Annotated in this window: 19 protein-coding genes; 7 read left to right on the top strand and 12 right to left on the bottom strand. The window is 70.1% G+C overall.

Features of this window, described 5'->3' with window-relative positions:
• Window positions 1–22: 22 nt before the first annotated feature.
• Window positions 23–625, bottom strand: a complete 603-nt coding sequence (locus tag NW895_RS06130) for a hypothetical protein (protein WP_289934276.1) — start codon at window positions 623–625, stop codon at window positions 23–25.
• Window positions 626–914: 289 nt separating this feature from the next.
• Between NW895_RS06130 and npdG the strand changes: the two genes are divergently transcribed.
• Both npdG and NW895_RS06140 read left to right on the top strand, forming a co-directional pair.
• Window positions 915–1,619: an NADPH-dependent F420 reductase gene (npdG, locus tag NW895_RS06135; protein WP_289934277.1), complete on the top strand. Its 705-nt coding sequence runs from the start codon at window positions 915–917 to the stop codon at window positions 1,617–1,619.
• A 52-nt stretch (window positions 1,620–1,671) separates the two neighbouring features.
• A complete protein-coding gene (locus NW895_RS06140; RefSeq protein WP_354670073.1) occupies window positions 1,672–1,851 on the top strand; it encodes a hypothetical protein in 180 nt (59 codons plus the stop codon).
• On the opposite strand, the gene NW895_RS06145 is transcribed toward NW895_RS06140, so the two are convergent.
• The 6 genes from NW895_RS06145 to panB form a co-directional block, all read right to left on the bottom strand.
• Window positions 1,841–2,641 carry a site-2 protease family protein gene (locus tag NW895_RS06145; RefSeq protein ID WP_289934279.1) on the bottom strand — a complete coding sequence of 267 codons (801 nt, stop codon included), beginning with the start codon at window positions 2,639–2,641 and terminating at the stop codon, window positions 1,841–1,843. The two genes, NW895_RS06140 and NW895_RS06145, sit on opposite strands and share 11 nt — an antisense overlap.
• Window positions 2,642–2,745: 104 nt before the next feature.
• Window positions 2,746–3,723, bottom strand: coding sequence for a hypothetical protein (locus NW895_RS06150; protein ID WP_289934280.1), 978 nt, complete (start codon window positions 3,721–3,723; stop codon window positions 2,746–2,748).
• An 81-nt stretch (window positions 3,724–3,804) separates the two neighbouring features.
• Complete coding sequence (locus tag NW895_RS06155) at window positions 3,805–4,209, bottom strand: hypothetical protein (protein WP_289934281.1); 405 nt, start codon at window positions 4,207–4,209, stop codon at window positions 3,805–3,807.
• Window positions 4,210–4,723: 514 nt separating this feature from the next.
• On the bottom strand, window positions 4,724–5,530 hold the full coding sequence (locus NW895_RS06160; RefSeq protein WP_289934282.1) for an ABC transporter permease: 807 nt from the start codon (window positions 5,528–5,530) through the stop codon (window positions 4,724–4,726).
• Complete coding sequence (locus NW895_RS06165; protein WP_289934283.1) at window positions 5,527–6,543, bottom strand: ATP-binding cassette domain-containing protein; 1,017 nt, start codon at window positions 6,541–6,543, stop codon at window positions 5,527–5,529. The genes NW895_RS06160 and NW895_RS06165 overlap by 4 nt, the downstream gene beginning before the upstream one ends.
• A 180-nt stretch (window positions 6,544–6,723) precedes the next feature.
• On the bottom strand, window positions 6,724–7,599 hold the full coding sequence (panB, locus tag NW895_RS06170; protein ID WP_289934284.1) for a 3-methyl-2-oxobutanoate hydroxymethyltransferase: 876 nt from the start codon (window positions 7,597–7,599) through the stop codon (window positions 6,724–6,726).
• A 211-nt stretch (window positions 7,600–7,810) separates the two neighbouring features.
• Here panB and NW895_RS06175 point away from each other — a divergent pair, with 211 nt between their 5' ends.
• From NW895_RS06175 to NW895_RS06190, 4 genes are all read left to right on the top strand, one after another.
• A complete protein-coding gene (locus NW895_RS06175) occupies window positions 7,811–9,397 on the top strand; it encodes an MFS transporter (protein ID WP_289934285.1) in 1,587 nt (528 codons plus the stop codon).
• Between the two features lie 48 nt (window positions 9,398–9,445).
• Window positions 9,446–10,081, top strand: coding sequence for a TetR/AcrR family transcriptional regulator (locus NW895_RS06180; RefSeq protein WP_289934286.1), 636 nt, complete (start codon window positions 9,446–9,448; stop codon window positions 10,079–10,081).
• A gap of 182 nt (window positions 10,082–10,263) precedes the next feature.
• Window positions 10,264–11,316 (top strand): endonuclease/exonuclease/phosphatase family protein, encoded by a 1,053-nt coding sequence (locus tag NW895_RS06185; RefSeq protein ID WP_289934287.1) that lies wholly within the window; start codon window positions 10,264–10,266, stop codon window positions 11,314–11,316.
• A 146-nt stretch (window positions 11,317–11,462) separates the two neighbouring features.
• Complete coding sequence (locus tag NW895_RS06190; protein WP_289934288.1) at window positions 11,463–12,683, top strand: MFS transporter; 1,221 nt, start codon at window positions 11,463–11,465, stop codon at window positions 12,681–12,683.
• A gap of 180 nt (window positions 12,684–12,863) precedes the next feature.
• On the opposite strand, the gene NW895_RS06195 is transcribed toward NW895_RS06190, so the two are convergent.
• Together NW895_RS06195 and NW895_RS06200 are read right to left on the bottom strand one after the other, a co-directional pair.
• Window positions 12,864–13,250 carry a peptidoglycan-binding domain-containing protein gene (locus NW895_RS06195; RefSeq protein WP_289934289.1) on the bottom strand — a complete coding sequence of 129 codons (387 nt, stop codon included), beginning with the start codon at window positions 13,248–13,250 and terminating at the stop codon, window positions 12,864–12,866.
• A gap of 91 nt (window positions 13,251–13,341) precedes the next feature.
• On the bottom strand, window positions 13,342–15,102 hold the full coding sequence (locus tag NW895_RS06200; protein ID WP_289934290.1) for an NAD+ synthase: 1,761 nt from the start codon (window positions 15,100–15,102) through the stop codon (window positions 13,342–13,344).
• 148 nt (window positions 15,103–15,250) lie between these two features.
• Between NW895_RS06200 and NW895_RS06205 the strand changes: the two genes are divergently transcribed.
• Complete coding sequence (locus tag NW895_RS06205) at window positions 15,251–15,403, top strand: hypothetical protein (protein ID WP_289934291.1); 153 nt, start codon at window positions 15,251–15,253, stop codon at window positions 15,401–15,403.
• 39 nt (window positions 15,404–15,442) lie between these two features.
• Here the strand turns inward: NW895_RS06205 and NW895_RS06210 are convergent, their stop codons facing one another.
• From NW895_RS06210 to NW895_RS06220, 3 genes are all read right to left on the bottom strand, one after another.
• Window positions 15,443–17,383, bottom strand: a complete 1,941-nt coding sequence (locus NW895_RS06210; protein WP_289934292.1) for a S53 family peptidase — start codon at window positions 17,381–17,383, stop codon at window positions 15,443–15,445.
• 164 nt (window positions 17,384–17,547) lie between these two features.
• On the bottom strand, window positions 17,548–18,171 hold the full coding sequence (locus tag NW895_RS06215; RefSeq protein WP_289934293.1) for a DUF305 domain-containing protein: 624 nt from the start codon (window positions 18,169–18,171) through the stop codon (window positions 17,548–17,550).
• Entirely contained in the window at window positions 18,168–18,833 is a 666-nt protein-coding gene (locus tag NW895_RS06220) for a DUF3105 domain-containing protein (RefSeq protein WP_289934294.1), read from the bottom strand. Before NW895_RS06220 ends, NW895_RS06215 begins: the two co-directional genes overlap by 4 nt.
• Between the last annotated feature and the right edge of the window lie 203 nt (window positions 18,834–19,036).

The raw sequence follows: 19,036 nt of genomic DNA on the forward strand, positions 1-19,036 counted from the left end.
AACCGCTTTTCGAGCCGGTCGGCTACCAGCGGGCCGGCGGCGGCCCCGTCAGCTGTTCCGCCAGCCTCGCCAGCCGGTCCCGGAAACGCCGCCGCCCCCGGGGAACCGGCACCGCGTTCTCGCCGGCCGCCGCGCTCACCAGGTGCTGCACGGTGTCCAGGTCCAGTTCGGCCCCCTCCGCCACGGCCAGCGCGTCATGCGCCATGGAGGTCAACTCCCCCTCGCCCGCGCCGAGAGCCAGGACCGTCGCACCGGCCCGCCGGGCGTCGCACACCCGCTCAAGCAGCGGTGCGGCGGGGTCCTCGGGCGCCACCACGAGCAGCGTCTCCCCCCGCCGCGCCGCCGCCAGCCGCCCCAGCCCCACCGCCAGGTGCGCCGGATCCGACGGGCGCGGGTCGTGCCGTACCAGCGTCGGGGCCAGCTCCGGCGTCCCCGACCACGCGGCCTCGTCCACCAGATGCGCCGCCAGATGCCACGGCTCGTACTCCGGGGTGCCCACCAGCAGCAGCCCGCCGCCGTGCGACACCACCGAGCCCCGCAGCACACCGGCGAACCTCCGCGTGGCCCCCAGCCACTCGGTCCCGGCGAGCACTTCACGCAGCAACGCGACCCGTACGGCGTCCATGTGGCCGCATCCTGCCGCAATCGGCCGGCTGTAACCCGGAGTTCACCCCGGATTCGCCCGACTTGGGCACAGGGCCGGACCATCCGCAGCTTCATCCGAGGATCCCGCCCACGACAGAGACCGGCGTCCGCTTCCACGCCGGCCGCGAGGGTTGCTCGCCGAGGCCGGGCCACCGCGCACGCCCACTCCGAGGACGGCGGGCAGACCCTGGCCGCCGGGTGCCCGTGACGGAGCTCACCTGATCCTCCCTGATCCTCGGGGAGTGCCGGAGCGGACGTAAGGTCGGCCCATGACCTCTACCGACAGTGCACACAAGGCCCCCGCCAAGGACCCCTGGGACCTCCCGGACGTCTCCGGGCTCGTCGTCGGCGTGCTCGGCGGGACCGGGCCGCAGGGCAAGGGCCTCGCCTACCGGCTCGCCCGGGCCGGCCAGAAGGTGATCATCGGTTCCCGCGCCGCGGAACGCGCCCAGGAGGCCGCCGGGGAACTCGGGTACGGCATCGAGGGCGCCGACAACGCCGAGTGCGCGCGCCGCAGCGACATCGTCATCGTCGCCGTGCCGTGGGAGGGCCATGGCAAGACCCTTCAATCGCTGCGCGAGGAGCTGACGGGCAAGCTCGTCGTCGACTGCGTCAACCCGCTCGGCTTCGACAAGAAGGGCGCCTACGCGCTGAAGCCGGAGGAGGGCAGCGCCGCCGAGCAGGCCGCGGCCCTGCTGCCGGACTCCCGGGTCACCGCGGCCTTCCACCACCTGTCGGCGGTCCTGCTCCAGGACCCGGAGATCGAGGAGATCGACACCGACGTCATGGTGCTGGGCGAGGTGCGCGCCGACGTGGAGATCGTGCAGGCGCTGGCCGGCCGTATCCCCGGCATGCGCGGCATCTTCGCCGGGCGGCTGCGCAACGCCCACCAGGTGGAGTCGCTGGTCGCCAACCTGATCTCCGTCAACCGCCGGTACAAGGCGCACGCGGGGCTCCGCGTCACCGACGTATGAGGCGATGGGGGACACTGGTGGCAAGCAGTGTCCCCCGACAGGAGCCGACCCCATGCCCCGCCTTGCCGTCTACTCCCTGATCGTCTGCGTCCTCGCGGTGACCGCGGCCGTGGTCTCCTTCGTGCGGGGAAGCCTGCTGGGGATCGTCTGGGTGCTGCTGGCCGGGCTGTCGTCCAACATGTGCTGGTACTACCTGAAGCGGGCCAAGGCGCGGAAGTCCGTCACGGGCTGACCGAGCAGAAGTCGTTCGTGCCCTGCCAGAAGCGGTACAGCTCCTGACCGCAGTACGTCGAGAACTCGTCGATCCCCAGAGCGCGCAGTATCGCGTCGATCACGTCGAAGAACGCCCCGTTGACCGACGGCACCCACAGCAGCGCGAACACGAACAGCAGGCCGAAGGGCGCGAACGGCTCCACCTGCCGCCGGATGCCGTACGACAGCCAGGGCTCGATCACTCCGTAGCCGTCCAGACCCGGCACCGGCAGGAAGTTCAGGATCGCGGCCGTGACCTGGAGCAGGGCGAGGAAGGCCAGGGCGAACCGGAAGTCGGCCGGCACGCCGTCCAGCGCGTCGAGCCAGAACGGGGCCGTGCAGACGACGGCGAACAGGACGTTCGTCAGCGGGCCGGCCGCCGAGATGAGGCTGTGCCGCCACCGTCCCCGGATGCGGCCCCGCTCGATGAACACGGCACCGCCGGGAAGCCCGATCCCACCCATGATCACGAAGATCACGGGGAGCACGATGCTCAGCAGGGCATGCGTGTACTTCATCGGGTTCAGCGTGAGGTAGCCCTTCGCGCCGACCGAGATGTCGCCGCTGTGCAGGGCGGTACGCGCGTGCGCGTACTCGTGCAGGCACAGGGAGACGATCCATGCCGCCGTCACGAACAGGAACACGGCCAGACCGGGCTGCTCGGCGAACCCGGTCCAGGTGGCCCATCCGGTGACCGCCGTGATGGCCAGGATCCCGACGAAGACGGGGCTGATCCGCCGGTCGCCGGCGCGGGTGGTGGCGGTGGTCATGGGGAGGGCTCCTGAGGGGATGAGAGGGCGGTGACCATGCGAAGCCGCACCGTCGCGGCCACGTAAGTGTGAACCGCGGCCCTCGGGACTGTCACCCTCGGCCGTCAGCCTCCGGCGGCGTTGATCTTCTTCGCCATGGCCACCCGCTGGTCGATGTTCTCGCGCACATCGGCCAGTGTCTCCCGGTACTCCTGCACGACACCCTTCTGGTAGTGCCCGGTGAGATGGCCGACGACTCCCAGATAGTTCACCTTCTGCTGGCAGACGGCGTCCTGGCGGGCGAGCCGCAGCTCCTTCCCGGACGGGCCCCCGGAAGCCGTCGGGGCCATTTCCGCGGCCGCGGACTGCGCGTCCGAAGGTGTCGCGTACGCATGACCGGAATTCCGCATGCAGGAAGCCCAGGAAGAAATCATGGACTTGTAGCGCGGATCGCCTTCCACCTTGTCGGACGCCCGGGATTTCAGATCCAGGATCAGATTGAGAATCTGGGTCGACGACGTGATCTGCTGACCACCGTTGATACGAGGGCGTGTCGTGTTCGCCATGAGCCGGGCATCGGATTCTCCGATGCAGCCGGTGCGGGTGACCGGGCGGCCCCGGTAACTGTGCAGCGCCTCTTCCTTGGGCGTGTTCCCCCAGCCGTTCATCACCGCGTCGATCGTCTCGCGCTCGCTCGCCGACAATGCCGGACGCTTGGTGCTGTTGCTCGTTGCGGGCGGTGTCGAAGGCTGTCCGGAAGGCGCCCGGTACCCATATCGGGCGGCGTCCTGTTCGGAGAGGTAGAAGGGGGCGGGGTTCCGGACCATTCCGGTGAGGGGATCCGTCAGCTCGCTCTGCGGCGGGAGCCCGTAGCGCTTCAGGCACTGCGCTGCCAGCTTCGACCGGGCTTTGAGGATGATGGAATCCTCCTGCTCGGTCTGGACATACCTGTTGATCGGCGCCTGGACCTCACTGAGCGAGGAGAGCCGTGGAATCTCTTGCCCCGGCTCGGATGCCGGCCCGTCCTCGTGGCTGGAACATCCGGAAACGGCCGCCAAAGAAAAGAAGCCGACCGTTATTCCGACGCCTATACGCTTTCTCACTCGCTCGGTCCCTTCCCTGCTTGCTCCGGGCAGGGGCCCGCTCGCTGCGGGAGCGGGCCCCCCTGAGTGGCGCGTCGCCCGTTACGAGATGGCGGACTTGAGGTCAGAGCACGACTTCAGGTTGTTGTGGCTGTCGAGCGTGCAGGCGCGGTAGCGCAGCGGCAGGTTCTCGCTCAGGTCGTACTTGACCGGAACGCCGGTGTTCGCGCCCTTCTTGTTCGGCGCGAAGTTCGGGCACGGCGGGTTGAAGCCGCCACACGGCGTCATCACGGCCCAGACGGCGGCGGTGGAGTAGCCGTCCTTCTTCCAGTCGCCGACCCAGAAGGTGTCGCCGTTCGCCTGGAACCAGGCGGATGCCGAGCCGTTGGCATTCTCCACGTAAGGGCCGTCCTGGCTGGCGGAGGCGGTTCCGGCGCCGAACGCGAGAGTCGCCGCGGCGGCGGCGCCGACGAACGCGAGGCTGGCCTTGCGAAGAGTGGTACGCATTTCATCTCCCTCGTTGATTGTTGCCGCCCGGCCACGATTTAGTGGCGGCAATTCCGCGCACGCAGGACTGTCCAGAACAGAGCGGTCTCTGGGAAATGTGGACAGTCAGAAGGCTCTGCGACGCAAAAGCGCGTCAGGACGCAGAGGTGTGACGCAGCACCGGCAGTGTGGCCATAGGTCGGAACGAAAGGCCGGGTGCGGCACATGGAGCATGCCGTGGGGCATGCAGTGCGCGGATGAAAGGTGAAGTCTCTGCGAATGCAGTGATCGGTCAGATGGTGCGCGTTGATGTGTTGGCGGGTCATTGGCACGAGTGGTCTGCTCGTGCGACCGCGCCCTTCCCCGTATTCCCCCAATGTTGGAGCGGTTGCTTCGAGCTCCATTATGCGCGAGTTCACGCCAGCGATCAACGCTGATGAGCTCAGATGAAGCTCAGATTTCAGATGCGCCCGGTCGGGAATCGGTCATTTTGCCCATCATGCTGATCAGTGCGGATTTTCGTCCCGCAGACCGGTCAGCGGGCGGAGCGGAACCTGCGAACGGCGACCGGAGCCGCCGCGGCGGTGATGGCCGCGGTCCAGAGCAGGGTCATCCACAGGTCGAAAGCGACCGGCCCGTGCGTCATCAGACCCCGGCACGCGTCGGCCAGGTTGGACAGGGGGTTGTAGTCGGTGAACGCCTGCAGCCAGCCCGGCATGGAGCGCGGCGGCGCGAAGATCGACGAGCCGAACTGCAGCGGCATCAGGATCAGAAAGCCCATCGCCTGGACGGACTGGGCGGTCCGCAACGTCAGGCCGAGCACCAGGAACACCCACATCAGGGCCGAGCCGAACAGGACGGACAACCCCACGGCGGCGAACAGGCCGGGCCAGTCGGTGATGTCGAAGCCGACCAGGACGCCGACGACCAGCAGGACGACCGTCGCGAACAGCATCCGCAGCAGCTCTACGGCGATCTTGGCGAACAGCACCGAGCCGCGGCCGATGGGCAGGGACCGGAAGCGGTCCATGACGCCGCTGGTGAAGTCCTGGTGGACTCCCGTGCCGACTCCCTGGGACATGGTCATGCTCGTCATGGCCAGCAGACCGGGCACCGCGTACTGCACATACGCCTGCTGACCGCCGCCGAGCGTCTGGCCGATCGAACCGCCGAAGACGTACACGAACAGCAGCGTGAAGATGATCGGCATCAGGACGGCGTCGAACATCGACTCCGGGTCCTGCCGGATCCACAGCAGGTTGCGCCGTACGAGCGCACCGGTGTGACGCAGATGCCCGCGCAGCGGTATCCGGGCGTCGGCGGTGATGGCGGTGGCACTCATGCGGCGACCTCTTCGCGGGTGTCGGCGGGCTCGGCATCCTGCGGGGCACCGGCACGGTGGCCGGTGAGGGACAGGAACACCTCGTCCAGGCTGGGCAGTTCGGTGGTGAGGGAGGCGAGCGTGACACCGCGCGCGGTCACGGCGGCGACGACGGCGGTGAGCTGCTCGTCACTGAGGATCGGCACGAGCACGGCGCCGCGCTCGACGTCCAGGGTGGTGTGGGCGAGCCCGGTGATGCCCAGGTCGTCGAGGGCGGCGGCGAGCGGCCGCAACTGCTGCGGATCGGCCGGACGGACCCGCAGCGTACGTCCCCCGACCTTGGCCTTCAGCTCCTCTGTGCCGCCGCTCGCGACGACCTTGCCGCGGTCCACGACGGTCAGCTCGGAGGCGAGCTGCTCGGCCTCCTCCATGTACTGGGTGGTCAGCAGGACGGTGACCCCGTCCCCGACCATGCGCTTGACCTCGTCCCACACCTCGTTGCGGGTGCGCGGGTCGAGCCCCGTCGTCGGCTCGTCCAGGTACAGCACGACCGGCCGCCCGATCATGGAAGCGGCCAGGTCCAGCCGCCGCCGCATACCGCCGGAGTACGTCCCCGCCGGCCGCTTCGCGGCCTCCGTCAGCGAGAACCGCTCCAGCAGCGCGTCGGCACGCGCGCGGGCCTCCTTGCGGGACAGGTCGAGCAGCCGCCCGATCATGTAGAGGTTCTGCCAGCCCGGGAGCTTCTCGTCCACGGAGGCGTACTGGCCGGTCAGTCCGATCGCCCGCCGCAGCTGCCGCGGCTGCCGTACGACGTCGTAGCCGGCGACGACCGCCTGCCCGGCGTCGGGTGCGATCAGGGTGGACAGGATCCGGACGAGGGTGGTCTTCCCGGCCCCGTTCGGCCCGAGCACCCCCATCACCGTCCCCTCCCGCACCTCCAGGTCGACCCCGTCCAACGCCTTGGTCTCGCCGTAGCGCTTCACCAGCCCCCGCACACTGACGGCCACGGAGGGTTGCTTGTCGATTCGCGTCATGCCGACGACGCTGTCACCCCCCACCGACAAACCACCGACAGCCACCCGACACCCACCGACAGCCCACCGACGACGGACCCGGGATCCGCCCGGGGCGGGCAGCGCGGAGGCGCGGGGGAGGAAAGGCAGCAGCCCGCCGACGGGGGAAGATCGGCGGGCTGCCCGTGGTGCCGCTATGGCTCAGTGGACGGAGTGCTCCTCCTGGGGGAACGTTCCGCCGACGACGTCCTCGGCGAACGCCTTCACCGCGTCGCCCATGACCTCACGCAGGTTGGCGTACTGCTTCACGAACTTCGGCATCCGGCCGCCGGTCAGCCCCAGCATGTCGGTCCACACCAGCACCTGCGCGTCCGTCTCCGGCCCGGCGCCGATCCCGACCGTCGGGATGTGCAGCACACGCGTCACCTCGGCCGCCAGCTCCGCCGGAACCAGCTCCAGCACGACCGCGAACGCCCCCGCGTCCTGCACCGCCTTCGCGTCCCGCAGCAGCTGCTGCGCCGCCTCCTCGCCCCGCCCCTGCACGCGGTAGCCCATGGCGTTCACGGACTGCGGGGTGAGACCGATGTGGGCCATCACCGGAATGCCCGACTCCACCAGCAGCCGGATCTGTTCGTGCGACCGCTCGCCGCCCTCCAGCTTGACGGCCCCGACCCCGGCCTCCTTCACCAGCCGGGTCGCCGAGCGCAGCGCCTGCACCGGGCCCTCCTGGTACGAGCCGAAGGGCAGGTCGCCGACGATGAGCGCACGGCTCGTGCCGCGTACCACCGCCGCCGACAGCATGGTCATCTCGTCGAGCGTGACGGGCACGGTCGTGTCGTACCCGAGGTGACAGTTGCCGGCCGAGTCGCCCACGAGCATCACCGGGATCCCGGCCTCGTCGAACACGGACGCGGTCATCGCGTCGTACGCGGTGAGCATGGGCCACTTCTCGCCGCGCTCCTTGGCGGCGGCGATGTCGCGGACGGTGATACGGCGGGTGCCCTTCCCCCCGTACAGCGCCTTGCTGCCGTCGGAGGACTTGTGCTGCGCAGTCTGGGCAGCCGAAAGCTGCGTCATTGCAACGGCTCCTTCAGGTCATCTCGAGGCGCCCTGACGGCGTCCCCGGATCGTCTCCATGGTGGCACCTCGTGCCAGAGAGGGCCAGGGGGCCCGGGCAGAGAGCCCCAACCGTGGGAGACCTCACGTAAGGGCCCCCTCACGTAAGGGCCGGGTAAAAGATTTACGATACGGCACCGTCTCGTATCGTAAGGAGCCTACGCTCGCCCGCATGACTACTCCCGCCGCCCCTGCCTCCCGGATACCGGAGGCGGTGCACCGGCGCCGCTGGGCGATCCTCGGCGTCCTCATGCTGAGCCTGCTGATCGTGGTGCTGGACAACTCGATCCTGAACGTCGCGATCAAGACGATCTCGACCCCGGCCCCGACCGGTCTGGGCGCCACCCAGAGCGAGTTGGAGTGGGCGATCAACGCCTACACCCTCGTCTTCGCGGGCCTGCTGTTCACGGCGGGCCTCCTCGGCGACCGGCTGGGCCGCAAGAAGGTCCTGCTCGGCGGCCTCGCGGTGTTCGGCATCGGCTCGGCGCTCGCCGCCTTCTCCGGCTCGCCGGGCGAACTCATCGGCTTCCGGGCCGTGATGGGCCTCGGTGCCGCCTTCGTCATGCCCGCCACCCTCGCCGTCCTCATGAACGTCTTCGAGCGGGACGAGCAGCCCAAGGCCATCGGCATCTGGGCCGGCGGCGTCGGTCTCGCCATCGCCATCGGGCCGATCACCGGCGGAGTGCTGCTGGACCACTTCTGGTGGGGCTCCGTCTTCCTCATCAACGTCCCCATCGTCGTCCTCGCGCTCGGGCTGATGCTGTGGCTGGTGCCCGACTCCCGCGACCCGAACCCCGGCCGCATCGACCCCGTCGGCGTCCTCCTGTCCGTCGTCGGCCTCGTCCTGCTGGTGTACGGCATCATCAAGGGCGGTCAGCTCGCCGACTTCACCGACGCCACCGTGCTGTCGACGATCGGCGCCGGTCTCGCCGTCCTCGTCGCCTTCGTCGTGTTCGAGAAGCGCAGCGACCACCCGTCCATCGACGTCAGGTACTTCAAGAACAAGGTCTTCTCGGCCGCGATCGCCGCCATCGCGCTGGTCTTCTTCGCGCTGATGGGCGTGACCTTCTTCTCGGTCTTCTACACCCAGAGCGTGCGCGGCTACTCGCCCCTGCAGACCGGCCTGCTGATGCTGCCGCTGGCCGCCGCGCAGATGATCTTCGCCCCGCGGGCCCGGCTGCTCGTCGACCGCTTCGGCAACAAGGCCACGACCACGGGCGGCATGGTCCTGATCGCCGCGATGCTCGCCGCGTTCGCCACGCTGGAGGCGGACACGCCGATCTGGCTCCTGGAAGTGATCTTCTTCCTCATGGGTACCGGCATGGCGCACATCATGACCCCGGTCAGCGTCGTCATCATGCAGGCCCTGCCCCGCGAGAAGGCCGGCTCGGCGTCCGCGCTCAGCAACACCTTCCGCCAGGTCGGCGGCGCCCTCGGCATCGCCGTCCTCGGCTCGGTGCTGTCCACCTCGTACCGCACCGGTATCGAGGACAAGCTCGGCCCGCTGCCCGCCGACGTGCGCCACACCGCCGGCGAGTCCATCGAGGCCACGCTCGGCGTCGCCGAGAAGCTCGGCCCGCAGGGCAGGGCGCTGGTCCACCCGGCCCACGACGCCTTCCTGCACGCGATGCACATCACCGCCCTGTGGGGCGCGGGCATCGCCGTGATCGGCGCGATCGTCGTGGCCCTCTTCCTGCCCGGCAAGGCACCCGCCCGTCAGGCGGGTGACCAGGAGCAGGAGTTGGTGGCGGCGGAGTAGTCCCCCGGGGCCATAATCGCCCCAGCCCACGGAAAGGACGAACACGACGTGAGCCTCGCCGACATGCGCCCCCGGCACGACGGCCCCCCACGGGGCCGCCCCCGCAGCGAGGCCGTCGAACGCGCCATCATCGAGGGCGTGATGAAGCTGCTGGAGGAGGGCGTCTCGCTCGGCGAACTCTCCATCGAGCGGGTGGCCCGCACCGCGGGCGTCGGCAAGGCCGCCATCTACCGCCGCTGGAGCGGCAAGGAGGAGCTCTTCGTCGACGTCCTGCGCGCCGCCGAGCCCCCCGACCCCGAACTCCCCGGCACCTCCGTGCGGGACGACCTGGTCGTCCTGCTGGAGCAGGTGCGGCGCCGCGGCCTGGCGAACCGCTCGTCGGCGATCCTGCACAGCGTGCACGCCCAGATGAAGAGCAGCCCGAAGATCTGGGCCGCGTACCACAACACCGTCGTCGCGCCCCGCCGCCGGCTCGGGATCGAGGTGCTGCGGCGCGGACAGGAGAACGGCGAACTCCGCGCCGACGTCGACGTGGAGCTGCTGAGCGACATCGTCGTCGGCCCCATGCTGGTCCGGGCCGTCCTGCGGCCGGACGCCGAACTCCCCGAAGGCCTCGCCGAACAGATCGTCGACACGCTGCTGGAAGGGCTACGGCCCGTCAGTTCACCGTCCGCGCCCCGGTGAATGTGCGCGTTTCGTCACAGAGACCGCTTGCGCCCCGCCTGTTCGGAACTCCGAACAGCGGCTTGTTCGTCCTCGTGCCCGTACGGCCGTCACGGGACGGCGGGACGGAACGGACCTGATCATCCCCTAGGGTCGTAAGACGCGGGGGAGACGGTGTGCACAGCAGGTGGTGAGGCGACGGTATGGCGCAACAGGCGTACATGACGGAGACGGCGGACGGCGGCTCGGGGCCCGAGCACCGGGGAGCCCGGCTTCGGCGCCTGCTCGACCGGCTGAGGAACAGCTTCCGCGGTGACGCGCGGATCTGGCGCCGCGGGGTGATCACGGCCCTGCTCGCGGTGCTGCTGGCGCTGGTCATGCTGGCGCACGCGCAGATTCCCAACGCCATCGGCAACCTGGGCAGCCTCACGGAGACCTTCCTGCCCTGGCTGGGCCTGTTGGTGCCGGTGCTGCTCGCCGTCGCCGTCGTCCGCAGGTCGGCGACCGCACTGATCGCGGTGCTGCTCCCGGCCATCGTGTGGCTGAACCTCTTCGGCGGGCTGCTCACCGACAAGGCCGGCGCCGGCGGCGACCTGACGATGGCCACGCACAACGTCAACGCGGACAACACCGACCCGTCCGGCACCGCCCGGGACGTGGCCGCGTCCGGCGCGGACGTGCTGGCCCTGGAGGAGCTGACGGCCTCGGCGGTGCCGACGTACGAGAGGGCGCTGGCGGCGACGTACAAGTACCACTCGGTACAGGGGACCGTCGGGCTGTGGAGCAAGTACCCGCTGAGCGATGTGAAGGCCGTCGACATCAAGCTGGGCTGGACGCGCGCGATGCGGGCCACGGTGACCACGCCGGCCGGGCAGGTCGCGGTGTACGTGGCCCATCTGCCGTCGGTGCGGGTGAAGATGGAGGCCGGGTTCACGGCCCGGCAGCGGGACAAGAGCGCCGACGCGCTCGGCGAGGCCATCGCCGACGAGAAGCTGCCGAAGGCCGCACTGCTCGGCGACCTCAACGGCACCATGAACGACCGCGCGCTCAACGCCGTGACCTCCCAGATGCGCTCCACGCAGGGCGCCGCGGGCGACGGCTTCGGGTTCAGCTGGCCGGCGTCGTTCCCGATGGCCCGGATCGACCAGATCCTGGTCAAGGGGATCGAGCCGGAGAGCTCCTGGACCCTGCCGGAGACGGGCAGCGACCACCTGCCGATCGCGGCCCGTGTGAAGGTGGCCACATCGGGGTCGTGAAAACGCCTGGTCAAAGGCGTTTCGGCGGATTCCGGCAACCGAGGCTCCACCTCGCGGAATACGCGGGCCGAGAGGCTTTGTTCCGTACTTGAACATACGAATCGCAGACGTACGGACACATTCGCTTTCGAAAGGCAAGACCCTTCATGCCCCTGGCCCTGCTAGCCCTTGCCGTGGGTGCCTTCGGCATCGGTACGACCGAGTTCGTGATGATGGGGCTGCTGCCCGATGTCGCGGACGACCTGCACATCTCGATCCCCAGCGCCGGGCATCTGGTCTCGGCGTACGCGCTGGGCGTCGTCATCGGCGCCCCGCTGCTGGCCGCGGTGACCGCACGGCTGTCCCGCCGGACGGTCCTGATCGGCCTGATGGCCCTGTTCGTCGCGGGCAACGCCCTGTCGGCCCTCGCCCCGGACGAGCACTGGCTGCTGGCCGCCCGCTTCCTGAGCGGTCTGCCGCACGGTGCCTTCTTCGGCGTGGGCGCCGTGGTCGCCACGAACATGGTCGCGCCGGAGCGCAAGGCCCGCTCCGTGTCGCTGATGTTCCTCGGCCTGACGGTCGCCAACGTGGCGGGCGTGCCCGTCGCCACGCTCATGGGCCAGAACCTGGGCTGGCGGGTGACGTTCCTCGGCGTGAGCGCGATCGGCCTGGCGGCGATAGCGTCGCTGGCGCTGCTGATCCCGCACGACCACACCCACGCCACCGCGGCCGGCCTGCGCGGCGAACTGGCCGCCCTGCGTCCCCTGCCGGTCTGGCTGGCGCTCGGCACGACGGTCGCCGGCTTCGGAGCCCTGTTCTCGGCGTACAGCTACATCGCGCCGATGCTCACGGAGTCCGCCGGGTACGCCGAGGGCAGCGTGACGCTGCTGCTGGCCCTGTTCGGTGTCGGCGCGACGGCCGGCAACCTGCTCGGCGGCCGACTCGCCGACCACTCGCTGCGGGGCACGCTGTTCGGCGGCCTGATCTCGCTGGTGGTGGTGCTGTCCCTCTTCCCGCTGCTGATGCGTACGGAGGTCAGCGCGGCCCTGGCGGTGATGCTGCTCGGCACGGCCGCCTTCGCCACCGGCTCCCCGCTCCAGCTGATGGTCATGGAGAAGGCCTCGGCCGCTCCGTCCCTCGCCTCCTCCGCCAACCAGGCCGCGTTCAACCTGGCCAACGCCGGCGGCGCGTGGATCGGCGGCCTGACCCTGGCGGCCGGCTTCGGCGCCACGTCTCCGGCGGTCGCCGGGGCGGGCCTGGCAGCGCTGGGGCTGGCGGTGGCCGGCACGGCGTACGCGGTGGACCGGCGCCGGGTCGTTCCGACGCCCGGCCGCGAGCGCGTGGTCGCCACGCACATACCGCAGCGGACCGAGACGGTCCGGCACTGACCCGCCGTACCTCCACCGCGAAGGGGGCGCCCGGTGACTCCACCGGGCGCCCCCTTCTGCGACCGGGCTGTGTCCGGGCCGGCCACCGACTCACCGGCCACCAGCCCGACGCTGGGCGCTAGGTCGTGTCCGCAAAGTCCCTCCTGCCCCGCGACGCCGGGATGATCCAAACGACAGGGCCTAGCAGGCGAAGGGCGCGCCCGGCGAGTTGGCCCAGAAGGAGAGGAACGACCAGGTCTGGGCACCGATGCGGCCGTCCACGACGATCCGGGCGCACCGCTGGAACTGCGTTGTCGCGGTTTCCGTGAGCCGGCCGAAGTCACCGTCCTCGTCCAGGCCCGCGTCGATCGCGAAGTTCAGATAGCACTGTGCCTGCTGGACCGCGGGGCCGGAGGAGCCGCGCTGCAGTGCGGGACGGGACTTCGTGAAGCCGCAGACGTCGTCCGGGCCGACGGTGCGGACGGCCTCGGCGGTTGCGGTCGGACGGTTCTGCGGCGCCGCGATGGCCGTACTCCCCGCGAAGAGCAGGGAGGCGGCCACCGCTGCCGATGCGAGTGCACACCGCATGATGCTCACCCCCAGAAGGGCACTTCTCTCACAGTGCACTTCTTTCACATGGTGCGCTCCCGGCTCGGAGGTCGCACCCGGGGGCGGAGGCCTACGCGGTCTCCCGCCACCCGTTGGTGATCGGCAGCCGCCGGTCCTTCCCGAAGCCCTTCGCCGAGATCTTCGTGCCCGGCGGGTACTGGCGGCGCTTGTACTCGGCCGTGTCGACCATGCGCAGCGTCTTGGTGACGAGCGCGCGGTCGAAGCCGGCGGCGACGATCTCGTCGGCGCCCTTGTCCCGGTCGACGTACAGCTCAAGGATCGCGTCCAGCACCGGGTAGTCGGGGAGCGAGTCCGTGTCGACCTGGCCGGGGCGCAGCTCAGCGCTCGGCGGCTTGGTGATGGAGTTCTCCGGGATCGGCGGGGTCTGGCCCCGCTCCCGCGCCGCGCGGTTGCGCCACTCGGCGAGGCGGAAGATCGACGTCTTGTAGACGTCCTTGATGGGGCCGTACGCGCCCACCGAGTCGCCGTACAGCGTCGAGTAGCCCACCGCCAGTTCCGACTTGTTGCCGGGGGCGAGGACGATGTGGCCCTCCTGGTTGGAGATCGCCATCAACAGCGTTCCCCGCAGGCGCGACTGGAGGTTCTCCTCCGCCAGGCCCGTCAGGCCCAGCGACCCCATGTACGCGTCGAACATCGGCTCGATGGCGACGGTGCGGTAGTTCAGGCCCGTACGCCGGGCCAGCTCCGCCGCGTCGTCCCGGGAGTGGTCGGAGGAGTACTTCGACGGCATCGACACGCCGTACACGTTCTGCGCGCCCAGCGCGTCGCAGGCGATCGCCGCGACCAGGGACGAGTCGATGCCGCCGGACAGGCCGATGAGGACGGACTTGAAGCCGTTCTTCGCCACATAGGCCCGCAGGCCCACGACCAGCGCCGAGTAGACCTCCTCGTCGTCGTCCAGCCGGTCCGCGTAGCCGCCGGTCAGCTCCGGCTCGTAGGCGGGGAGCGGGTCCTCGGACAGGATCACGCGGTCGATGCGCAGGCCGTCGTCGACGACCACGCCCGTCGCCGGCGCGTCCGCCGCCGCGGCCGGAAGGTCGAGGTCCAGCACCACACAGCCCTCCGCGAACTGCGGGGCACGGGCGACGACCTCACCGTCGGCGTCCACCACGATCGAGTCGCCGTCGAAGACCAGTTCGTCCTGGCCGCCGATCATGGCGAGGTAGGCGGTGGTGCAGCCGGCCTCCTGGGCCCGCTTGCGGACCAGCTCCAGGCGCGTGTCGTCCTTGTTGCGCTCGTACGGCGAGGCGTTGACGGAGACCAGGAGGCCGGCCCTGGCCGAGCGCGCCGCCGGGACACGGCCGCCGTCCTGCCACAGGTCCTCGCAGATGGCGAGGGCCACGTCGATGCCGCGCACCCGCAGGACCGGCATCGAGTCGCCGGGCACGAAGTAGCGGAACTCGTCGAAGACGCCGTAGTTGGGAAGGTGGTGCTTGGCGAAGGTCAGCACCACCTCGCCCCCGTACAGCACCGCGCCCGCGTTCTGCGGGGCCCCCGCCGGCTGGCCGTACTTCGGCTGGGCGGTCTCGCAGCGGTCGAGGTAGCCGACGATCACCGGCAGCTCGCCGAAGCCCTCGTCGGCCAGGCGGGCGGCCAGGTTTCTCAGAGCCGCGCGGGACGCCTCCACGAAGGACGGCCTGAGGGCCAGGTCCTCGACGGGATACCCGGTCAGCGCCATCTCCGGGAACGCCACCAGATGCGCTCCCTGCTCGGCGGAGTGCCGGGTCCAGCGGACGATCGACTCGGCGTTTCCGGCGAGGTCGCCGACGCTGGAGTCGATCTGGTTCAGGGCGAGGCGTAGTTGAGGCACGGGCCCAGTCTAGACGCCACTAATCGTCAAAGCGACACAATGGGGTGTGGTCCAGCCCACGCGTCCCGCGGGTGTGACCTGCGGTACTGCCAGGACGGGCGGCAACGGTGACTATGGGGCCCCATGTCCGACAAGGGAAAGGGGCGCCATGGGTGAGCACGTGCACGTCCGGTTCAGCGAGTTCCTGGGCGTCTCGGAGAACGGGGAGCTGGTCGAGCGGTCCCGCTGCCGGTGCGGGGCCACGTGGACCAGGACGTACCGCGAGGAGGACGGAGAGCCGAGCCCTCCGTCCTCCTCATGATCCTGCTCCTGATCCTGTTCCTGCTGCTCCCGGCAGGGGTCAGCGCCGCCGGTACGACTCGACGTAACCGTTCGCGGGCGTGCCCACGCCGGTGACGTCGTCATAGCCCTTCACGGCCTTCAGCGAGCTGTCCTTGCCGAGGCTGCGGACGGAGGTCGCCAGACCGCCCGTCGCGTCGTAGCCGTTCACGAAGTCGACGCGGGCGACCGCGAGGCCGGAGCCCGTCGGGTTGTCGGTGACGTCGTGGTAGACCTTCGAACCGTACTTCGCGTAGATCTGCGGGTTGGCGAAGCCGATCGGCTTGCCGCCGCGCGCCTCCTGGGCGAGGGCCTGGACGGCCGCGATCACCGGCGAGGCGAGCGAGGTGCCGCCGATGCGGTACTCGCTGTAGGCCTGCCCGCCCTCGGGAAGGGTCTGGGTCTGGCCGACCAGGAACCCGGTGTTCGGATCGGCGATCGCCGAGATGTCCGGGACGACACGGTTGCCCGCGGCGCTGTTGGCCTTGGCGAGCGAGTCCGGGACGACGCCCTTCTGGTAGTACGGCTCGGCCACCGTCCTGCTGGTGCCGCCGCCCGCGCCCGAGGTGAAGGCGCCGGGGAAGTCCACCCAGCTCTTGCCGTCGGAGGAGAGAAGCGCCTTCTCGGTGCCCCAGCCGGTCTCCCACAGGTACGTGTCGTCCTTGCCGACCGCCAGCGAGGTGCCGCCGACCGCCGTCACCCACGCCGAGTTGGCCGGGGTGTCGACCTGCTTGGTACCGGTGTTGGCGACCTCGTCGCCGTTGTCGCCGGAGGAGAAGTAGAAGCCGATGCCCTGCACCGCGCCGAGCTGGAACACCTGGTCGTAGGCGGCGGCCAGGTCCGGCGTCTGGTTGGCCTCGATGTCGCCCCACGAGTTGGAGACGATGTCGGCCAGGTGCTTGTCGACGATCTTGCTCAGCGAGTCGAGCAGGTCGTCGTCGTAGCAGGAGGCGGCACCCACGTACGTGATGTGCGCGGCCGGCGCGACCGCGTGCACGGCCTCGACGTCGAGGGTCTCCTCGCCGTACCAGCCGGCCGCCGAACACTCCTTGGTGTGGACGTAGTGCTTGGGCAGGACCTGGTTCAGCTGGCCGCTGGTGTAGGCCGCGTCGCCGTGCTTCTTCGCGTAGGTGGCCGCGTCATAGGCGATGGTCGGCGAGGCGTAGGCGTCGGTGATGGCGACGCGCACCCCCTTGCCCGTGTGCGTGCCCGCGCCGTACGCCGCCCGCAACTGCTTGCCCGTGTACCCCTTGACCGCGTACGGGATCTTCGTGCCGTACGCGTCCGGCAGCGTGCTCGCGATGTTCGAGCCGTAGGAGGAGGAGAACGGCCCGGCGTTGCGGAACACGGTCTCCGGCGGCGGCAGCTGGTCCTGGTGGTCCGCCTTGTGGGGCGCGTTGTCCAGGCCGGTGACCGTCAGAACGGCGCCGTTCAGGCTCTGCGGCACCGAGGCCGACCGCGCCGGGGCCCGGTAGGTGTGGGCACCCTTGGCGAAGTTGTGCAGCTGGGTGCCGAAGGCCTTCTCGGCGGCGGCCACGTCACCGGTGACGGCGATGTAGTGCGGCGTGACGGACGCGACCTTCAGGCCCGCCGAGGTGAGCCAGGCCCGCACGGCGGCCACCTGGGCCCTGGTCGCCCCGAAGCGCGCCTGTGCCTGCTTGGCGCTCAGGTACTCGCCGTACGAGGCCGAGCCCGGGTCGGACACCGCTCTGGCGTACGCGGCGAGGCCGGACGCGTCCCGGCCGGCGAGGTAGACCCGGGCCGAGACCGGGGCGCTGTCGGAGGTCGTGCCCTTGTCGGCCTTGGTCGTGGCCCACGCGGGCTTGGTGCCGGCGAGTATGTCCCGGAGCGGGTGGTCCGCGGCGTGGGCCGCGGGAATACCGAGCGCCAGCGCGCCGGCGAGCATGGGCAGTGTCGCCGCCATGCTGACCCCGGCGCGCACCGTGGCGCGGTTGGATCTCATGGAACCCCCTGTGCGGTTCGTTCGCGAGTGGATCACTCGACGCTGGCCACTCTTGCGATGAACCGTTCATGCCAGGGGAATGCGGAGGCCAAGAAGCCCCCAAGGACTCGCGAAACAAGGGGATTTGGGCGTTACGTCCGCGAAGCCGGCGGAGCCGGGCGGGACTAGTCCCGTGGCTTCGCGCCCCGCTCCTTGAGCATGTCCGCCATCAGCTGGATCTCCGACTCCTGCGCCTCCACCATCCCCTGCGCGAGCCGCTTCTCCACGCCGACCGCGCACCGGTCGACACAGCCCTCGGCCATGTGCACGCCGCCCTTGTGATGGTCCGTCATGAGCTGGAGGTAGAAGATCTCCGCCTGCTTCCCGCTGAGCGTCCGGAGCTTCTCCAGCTCACTGTTGGTGGCCATCCCCGGCATCAGCGCGCCGTCCTTGCCGGAGGCCATGCCGCCCATGTCCATCCAGGTCATCGGCGGGTCCGACGACACCTTCGGCAGCCCCCACAGGTCGAGCCAGCCGAGCAGCATGCCCCGCTGGTTCGCCTGCGTCTGCGCGATGTCGTACGCGAGCCGCCGCACCTCCTCGTCCTTCGTGCGGTCGCGCACGATGTACGACATCTCCACGGCCTGCTGGTGGTGCACCGCCATGTCGCGCGCGAATCCGGCGTCCGCGGAGCCGGCGGACGGCGTCTCACCGGTGCCGCCGTCCTCGGCGACCGCGTAGGTGATCGCGCCGGCCGCGACGAGAGCCGCCGCGGCGGCCCCCGCGATCCAGCCGACGTGCCGCCTCACTGCGACAGCCCTCCCGTGCACGCGGCGCCCGGCTCGGGCGTCTGCTCGCCCTGGACGTACTTCTCGAAGAACTTGTCGACGTTCGGGTCCTTCGCGCCCGTCACCGTGCGCTGGTGGCCCCAGGCCGAGAGCATGATCGGGTCCTGCTGCTCCTCGTCCGGGCTCATCAGCGTGTACGGCGTCTTCCTCACCTTCGCCGCCAGCGCGTCCACGTCGGCCTTCGCGGCCTTGCTGGTGTACGTCACCCACACCGCGCCGTGCTCCAGCGAGTGCACGGCGTTCTCGTCCTTGACCGCCTTGGTGTAGACGTCGCCGTTGCAGTTCATCCAGACCGGGTTGTGGTCGCCGCCGACCGGGGGCTCGACCGGGTACTTCACGCTCTTGGTGACGTGGGTGCGGGACAGCTTCCCCTTCCAGGTCTTCACGCCGTCGGCACCCGTGACGAACCGCCCGGAGGACTTGGAGTCGCTCGCCACGCTGTCGGAGTCGTCGGACTGCGACCGGACGAGGACGACACCGCCGGCCACGAGAGCGGCCACCACCACGACACTGGCCCCGATCACCAGGATCCGGTTGCGCCGCTCACGGGCCTGCTCGGCACGCCGCATCTCCTGTATGCGCTCCTGGCGCGCGCCGGTGCTGCTCTTCTTGGCGGATCCCATGCGTGAGTCCTTCTGGGGAAAGGGACGGTCGGGTCCGCTGATCGTAATGGTGAAGGAGTGACGTTTCGTAGGGCCGGCACGGGAAAGGCGCCTCGGACGCGGCCTTCCGATGGGACGCCCATTACGGATGTCGGTCCGAGCAGGCAAGATGGGCGGTGAGCAGCACACCTGCCGTTGGTGAGGCGTTCAGGCCGGGGCCGCCC

The organism is Streptomyces sp. S.PNR 29, assembly GCF_030386795.1.
GTDB lineage: Bacteria > Actinomycetota > Actinomycetes > Streptomycetales > Streptomycetaceae > Streptomyces.